The organism is Cryobacterium sp. M91 (assembly GCF_002929615.1).
Classification (GTDB): Bacteria; Actinomycetota; Actinomycetes; order Actinomycetales; family Microbacteriaceae; genus Cryobacterium; species Cryobacterium levicorallinum.
Genome location: NZ_PJJT01000025.1, coordinates 1 through 2,900, shown reverse-complemented (window position 1 = coordinate 2,900; position 2,900 = coordinate 1). Strand labels below are relative to the sequence as shown.

Here is a 2,900-nt window from a genome sequence, read left to right as displayed (position 1 = left end):
CCCGCCGCTGATACGACATAGTAGAAAACACAGATAGTGGTCCTGTTTTCAAACGGCACTATTGGCCCTGTTTTGGCCCGGCGTTAACATCGCCGGTGGCGCCGCACCGGTCCGTGCCTTCCCTGATGTCCTGAGCGGCTACAATCGCAGCTGGGTCGCGGAAGGTGGGCGGTTGAATTTGGTCTAGATTCAATTGCCGTCGGTACAAGTTTCCTGTTTGGCACCACCCGTACGGTGCGAAGTTTTTTGTCGTCAACGAATGCAGCCCAGTATTGAACCAGGAACACAGAAACCGCGACCGGATTCTGGGAAGGGTTAAGACCATGCCGGTTTGGCTGCAGGCTCTGTTTTGGGGAACGCTTGCCGGCGCGGCACTGGTTCTTGGTTCTGCGTTGGCGTGGTGGTGGAGCATCCCCGCTAAATTCGTTTCCCTGATCATGTCTTTTGGTGCGGGTGTGCTGGTTTCGGCGCTAGCCTTCGATTTGGTTGACGAAGCTGCCCGCGCCGGGGGCCTGTGGCCGACCGCGGCCGGTTTCCTGGCGGGTGCGGTGGTCTTCGTCGCAGCGAACGCACTTCTCGCACGGCGGGGAGCCAAACACCGGAAACGCTCCGGAGAGAAACAGCCCTCTGAAAAGGAGAGTCCGGGCAGCGGGACCGCAATCGCAGTTGGCGCCCTCCTCGACGGTATCCCCGAATCCGTCGTCCTCGGGCTGGGACTCGTTGCGGGGGGTGCGGTCAGCCCGGCAATCCTGGCAGCAATCTTTATTTCTAACGTGCCGGAAGGTCTTTCCAGTACGGCGGGAATGAAGAAGGCCGGCCGGAGCGCCGGTTACGTGTTTGGCGTCTGGGGGGGGATTGCCCTGGTCTCCGGGATCGCCTCTCTTATTGGGTATGTCAGTTTGCAAAGCGCCTCGGTCGGACTTGTCGCGTTCATCACCGCGACGGCCGCGGGGGCCATCCTGGCGATGCTTGCCGACACCATGATCCCCGAAGCCTTCGAAGAACATCACATGCTTACGGGGCTTTTCGTCGCTGTGGGATTTTTGACCGCTTTCACTATCAGTCAGGCAGGCTCTTAGGCGCGCGAGCCGCGTCACTGTGATCACAAGCCGCGACAGCGCGGTGGCCGCTCCAAACGGTCACGTCCCGCCGCAAACCGATAGCAATAAGTCATATTTCGGAAGGGCTTCCGAAGCGCAATCTGTCTCATAACCTATGTGTCGTCCAACCCATGGGTTGAGAGACGGCTCTAGACTTCCTCCTCTCAAAGTGATAACTTTAGTTATCGGAGGTATGAAGATGAGCACTATGGAGAAGCCAGCCGCGCTAGCGGAATTGGTGCGGGTCAAGGCGCGGCGTGACACCGTTGATTTGGATTATTTGCGTGCTGCGCGTGCGGCTGCGGAGAATGCGAGCCAGCGTGAGATTGCGCGTATCTTGGCCTTGTCGCAGCCGGCGGTTAATAAGATTCTTGCGCGAGCCAGGGGCATCGCTGATCTGCGTCCGACGTTCCATGGGGCTACTCCGTTTGAAATTGCTCAGCGCTATTCCGGGGGTTTCATCGATCGCGCCCAGGTGATTGATGAGTTGGCGCGGTGGCCGTATTTGCCGAAGCCCAAGGCGGACGAGTTCAACGACGTTTGGGAGCCTGGTGAGGGCACGTGGTATGACGTCGAGGAGGCGCTGCAGCAGGGCCTGATCGACGGTGAGATTTACGAGGCCGCGCAGTTGCGCCGCCATGCTGGGAAGCAATGACGCCCGATTTGATTGAGCGCCATGAGAGCCACCTGAGCGAGTTTTCCCGCTCAGGTGGTTCTTTGCGTGCCGACGCACCGAATGCCACGATCAACAATCCGGCGTGGTTCATCGACGGTGACCTGACTTTTGAACGACAGCAGTTTCATGCGCGCGTGCGGGCGGAGTTTCGTGAGGAACAGCCGAATGTTTTGACTGATCGCAAGGCGATTGTGTTGGCGGGTCCTCCGGGCGCGGGTAAGTCGACAGTGCTTGGCCAGGTGATCGCGGCGGCCGGAGGCAGCGCTGATCAGTGGCGGGTGATTGATGCGGATCATTTCAAGGATGTTTTGCTGCGCGAGGCGATCGCGGATGGAAGCTACGAGGGCTGGGTCGTTCCGGATGATGTGCGGGTGCTCCATGACGGGGGAGAGCGGTTCTATCCTCGAGAGCTCGCTTCTTTGGTGCACGATGAATCTTCGCAGCTGTCGAAAGGGGCTCGCGCGGATGCGATTCGATCAGGCGATCGGATAGTTCTTGACACGGTCCTGTCGAACCCTGAATCGGCTGTGAAGATGGGGCGGATGCTCGAGCGGGCCGGGTACGAAGGGGACTGCCCCGAGTTCAGTTGACTCTGGGGGTTAGTGGTTTTAGGCGGCGTTGAGGGCCATGTTTATTGTCTCAAACTCGATCGGGGTGAGTTTGCCGAGGCGGCGTTGTCGTCGCCGGCGGTGGTAGGTCCGTTCAATCCACACCACCATCGCCAGGCGGAGCTCGTCCCGGGTAGCCCAGCGTTGCCGGTCGAGGACGTTCTTCTGCAGCAACGCGAAGAACGACTCCATCGCGGCGTTGTCGCCACACGCGCCGACGCGGCCCATCGATCCAGTGATGCCGTTGTTCTTTAGCACCCGGACGAAGGCGTTAGACCGGAATTGCGACCCGCGGTCGGAGTGCAGGATCGTCCCCTCGATGGTCCGCTGCCCGATCGCGTTCCGGGCGACGGCGACGGCCAGCGACGCTTTCATTCGGGAGTCGATGGAGTAGCCGACGATCTTGTTCGAGTAGACGTACTTGAAGGCGCAAAGGTAGATCTTGCCCTCGTCGGTGCGGTGCTCGGTGATGTCGGTCAGCCAGAGCTGGCTCTTGCGCGTCGCGGTGAACTTCCG

Annotated in this window: 4 protein-coding genes; 3 read left to right on the top strand and 1 reads right to left on the bottom strand. The window is 60.1% G+C overall.

Annotated features, from left to right (window positions below; genetic code table 11):
• Window positions 1-323 precede the first annotated feature (323 nt).
• The 3 genes from CXY80_RS00250 to CXY80_RS00240 all read left to right on the top strand — a co-directional run bounded on the left by CXY80_RS00250 (window position 324) and on the right by CXY80_RS00240 (window position 2,366).
• Window positions 324-1,079: a ZIP family metal transporter gene (locus CXY80_RS00250; protein ID WP_104131137.1), complete on the top strand. Its 756-nt coding sequence runs from the start codon at window positions 324-326 to the stop codon at window positions 1,077-1,079.
• Window positions 1,080-1,293: 214 nt separating this feature from the next.
• On the top strand, window positions 1,294-1,755 hold the full coding sequence (locus tag CXY80_RS00245; protein WP_104131136.1) for a hypothetical protein: 462 nt from the start codon (window positions 1,294-1,296) through the stop codon (window positions 1,753-1,755).
• Window positions 1,752-2,366 (top strand): zeta toxin family protein, encoded by a 615-nt coding sequence (locus tag CXY80_RS00240; protein WP_104131135.1) that lies wholly within the window; start codon window positions 1,752-1,754, stop codon window positions 2,364-2,366. The genes CXY80_RS00245 and CXY80_RS00240 overlap by 4 nt, the downstream gene beginning before the upstream one ends.
• An 18-nt stretch (window positions 2,367-2,384) precedes the next feature.
• Here CXY80_RS00240 and CXY80_RS00235 read toward each other — a convergent pair.
• Window positions 2,385-2,900: IS3 family transposase (locus CXY80_RS00235; protein WP_146070593.1), on the bottom strand; the 516-nt coding region annotated here is incomplete at its 5' end.